Source organism: Flavobacterium sp. HBTb2-11-1 (assembly GCF_009826975.1).
Classification (GTDB): domain Bacteria; phylum Bacteroidota; class Bacteroidia; order Flavobacteriales; family Flavobacteriaceae; genus Flavobacterium.
Genome location: NZ_WUMO01000019.1, coordinates 1 through 4,058, shown reverse-complemented (window position 1 = coordinate 4,058; position 4,058 = coordinate 1). Strand labels below are relative to the sequence as shown.

Sequence of the window (4,058 nt, the reverse complement as noted above, 5' to 3'; positions counted from 1 at the left end):
ATAATCCAATGGATTTGGTGTAGCTCCATCCTGAACAAATTGGTATTTGTAAACTGGCGTTCCGCCTGCAGCAGAAACTGAAACTTTTGCGCCAAAATTACAGTTTGCATTTACGTTGCTTACTAAATTAAGAGCTAACGCCGTCGGTTGGGCAACTGTTACAGAAGCCGTTGCTGTACATCCTGTGGTATCATCTGTAACCGTTACTGTGTAAGTTCCAGGAACAAGACCTGTAACATCAACCGTATTTCCTGTCTGAACAAGCGTGCCTGTACCTGCTGTTAATGCAGCCGTATAGCTTGTTCCGTAATTGGCAACCGTGAATTTCACTGCACCGTTTGCTTGTCCGTTACAAACAACATTGCTAACTAACTGTCCTGCAATTGTAATGTTTGTTACTGGATCTACAGTATATGATTCTTGATCTTTACATCCGTTTGAGTCTGTTACTTCGAATAAATAAGTAGCAGGTGCTAATGATGTAAAGATACCTGAAGCTGCACCTGAAACATTTCCAGTAGCACTTGCAGGAGATAAGATAGCATAAGCTAATGCACCAACTCCATTTGTAGCGGTAACAGTAACTGTACTACTTGTATTAGCAGCAGGTGCACAATAAACTGGTGTACCTATGATAGTTGTTATTGTAGGTGGATCTAATACCGGAACATTAACTCCGTTTACTAAAGTATAGATACATCCTTTAGCATCTTTCACTAAAACATTAAATGTAGTACCTACATAGGTTTCAAATGTATTTGCACTTGTGTAAGTTGTTCCATTATCAAAACTATATAAGTATGGAGAAGTACCATCTACACCTGTTACAGTTACAACCGCTTTACTTGGAACATTTCCTGTATTACAAACTAATGCTGTTGTAATTGCAGAAGTAGCCGATAAAGCTGCTGGTTCATTAATTGTAATTGCTGTACTAGGGAATAAGCAAGATTTAGCATCTCTTACCGTAATAATATATGAATTACCTGCTGATAGACCTGTAAATACATTTGATGCTTGGAATGCTCCTCCATCTAATTGGTATTCGTAAGGGCCAACTCCAGAGGTAACATTTACTGTAATTGTTCCATCTGTACCACTATTACAGCTTACATCTGTTTGAGCAGTTGTAAATACAGTATTTGGAAGAGGATCTAATGTAAATGTAGCAGTAGCCTGACAAGCTGCTGGTAATTTAGCATCGCTTACTCTAAAAATATAATTACCTAATACACTCGTTGTAAGTACGTTTGAAGCCATAGTCGTGTAGCTACCTCCTCCATTAGTAGAGTACTCATAAGTATAACTAGAGCTATAACCTCCTGTCGCAGTTAAGGTAATGTTAGCATTTGGTGTTGCTGTACAATCAAGCTCTTTTGTCAATTCCACACTTAACTGTAGTTGTGGTTTAACCTCATAAGTAGTAGTTGCAGTACAACCATTACCATCTTTAATAACTAAAGTATAAATACCTGGAGCATTATAGGTAAAGTTAGGGCTCGTTTGGAAAGCACTTCCATTAACACTGTAATTTGCAGCTCCAACAATAGCAGGATCAACAGTTCCTACAATAGATATTGTAAATGGATTGCCATCGTAACAAATTTCTGCTGGGGCAGTAATTGTAGGATCCGCATCTTTATTTAATGTAACAGCCGCAGACTTAATACAACCATAAGCGTCTTTTGCATAAGCAATATAACTTCCCGCATTTCTATTAAATGTATTAGCAGAAGTCCATCCAGCAGTAGATGCTGTAGGTACAGGATCTGTACTTGGTAACAATAAATAAGTATATGGAGCAGTTCCGTCTTTTGCAACAGCAGTAATAATTCCAGAATTAGCGTTACAATTTGCATTTTTAGAAACTGAAGCCGTAACTGATAAATCAATAGCTGATTGCGTAATATTAAATGAATTTGAAGCAACACTACATCCCGCGTTTGTAGCTCCCGCAGTTTCTTTAATTACTACAACGTAATTTCCAAAACTCAATGCTCCAAGGTTATTGATTACAAGATTACCGTTTGCAGGAACTGTTCCTGTTCCCGTGATTCCAGTACTAACCATAGTAAATGAATCATAGATTTCATAACTAATTGGTGTTGCGATTGGATATGTGCTGTTCACTGTAAGCGAAACATTTCCATCATTACTTCCTCTACAAGTAATGTTATTAGATGTTAATCCGGTAACAGTCAATGTAGAATTTGTAGGAATAGGCATTGTAGCTGTTTCATAGTAATAACAACCAGTTCCTGCATCATGCACTACAAAAGTATATTTAACACCTGGCAATAAGTTTGGTATTGTTGTTTTTTTACTTCCTGGATTTACACCTAGAGGACTTCCTTGAACGTCTTCATCGTACCATGGTAAAGCAGTTGGAGCAGTATAAGTCATTCCTGTACCTGTGTAAACTGCAAAATGGAATGGACCATTACCAGTAATATTCGTTGATGAAGCGCCAATAGCTACTACTGCTGAACCTAATGAAGAACAATCAGCCGGTGGTGATGTTACTGTAATATCTAAATCATCTGGTGGTGAAGCAACAAATACGTTTTGCTCAATATTTGTACATCCATTTGCGTCTGTAATAATAATTTGGTATAAACCAAAGTCAACTACTTCAAAAACAGCAGTAGCTCCCGTTTGGTTTGGAATCTGTCTGTTATAACCATTAACTCCTGTTACGTGGTAAGTATAATTTGGAGTACCTCCAGAAACAGAATTAATTGTAATAGATCCTAAAGATACACCTCCTGCACCACAAGTAATTGGAGTAACTGTTCTAGTTACAACAATTGGCATAGGCTGGGCAATAGTAATATTAAATGTATCAGTACATCCTTTTGCATCTGTAACTGTGACTACATAATCACCAGCTGCCAAGCCAGATGTTTGCGAACCGTAATTTGTTCCCGTTGTAGTATTTAATACCGTAAATACAAATGGCGCTTGGCCTTTTGTGTTATCGATAGTAATGGCGATTGCTGCAGTAGCATCACCATTACAGTTTATGCTTTGTGTTTGTGTAACCCCAGTAATTTCTGGTAACACTGGTGTAGTAATAGCTACTGGAACTGTAGTTACAAAATTACATCCATTTGCATCTGTAACTCTAAAAGTATAGTTTCCAGGACTCATTGTATTGAAAACATTTGAAGCCATAGCCGTATATACACCAGCAGCTTCTTTAGACTCATAAGTATACGGAGCTCTTCCTCCGTTTGCTGTCAAAGTAATTTGAGCAGCTGTTGCAGTAGAACAAGTAACATCTTTATTTAATACAGCAGTAAGTCCTAAAATATTATCTACAACAACTACATTACTATTAGCAGTACATCCATTACCATCTTTAATTCTAACAGTATAACTTCCAGGTGTAGTAATAACAAAAGTATTACCAGCCTGATAAGATGCACCATTATTTATACTATAAGACAATGGCGCAACTAGACCTGCTCCTGGCGTAGCAGTAATAGTATAGCTACCTACACCAAAACATTGACCTGTAGCAGATGCTGTTACTGTTGGAATAGCATCTCTTGCAATTGTAACATCCAATTTAAATGTACAATTGTTAGCATCAATAATATAAACATCCCAGTTTAAACTAACTGTTGGATCTAAGTTTGCTTTATTACTATTTGAGTATGTTCCAACTGCAGCACCATCTTGTACAAATGAATATCTGTAAACTGGTGTTCCTCCAGTTGCTGTAACCGTAACTTCAGAAGTACCAACAAAACAGTTAGCATTTACAGTGGCATACGTTGCCGCTAAAGCCACTGCTGGCTCGTTAATTGTAATTGAGGCTGAAGCTGTACAACCTGTAGCTTCATCAGTGACTACGATTGCATAAGTACCAGCAGTTAAGTTTGGTAAAGTAACTGTAGCAGTATTAACACCTGTAACAGCAGTTCCGCCATTAACTGTATAAGAATAAGTAGAACCGAAACCAGCAACATTTAATCTGATAGATCCTGTGTTACCGCCATTACATAATACGTCGCTTAATTTATTAGCTGTAAGAGTAATTGGTGTTACTGGCT

Annotated in this window: 1 protein-coding gene; it reads right to left on the bottom strand. The window is 37.5% G+C overall.

The features are described from left to right. Positions 1-4,058 (bottom strand): SprB repeat-containing protein (locus tag GR162_RS22045; protein WP_237421412.1); only part of this gene is annotated, 4,058 nt, incomplete at both ends.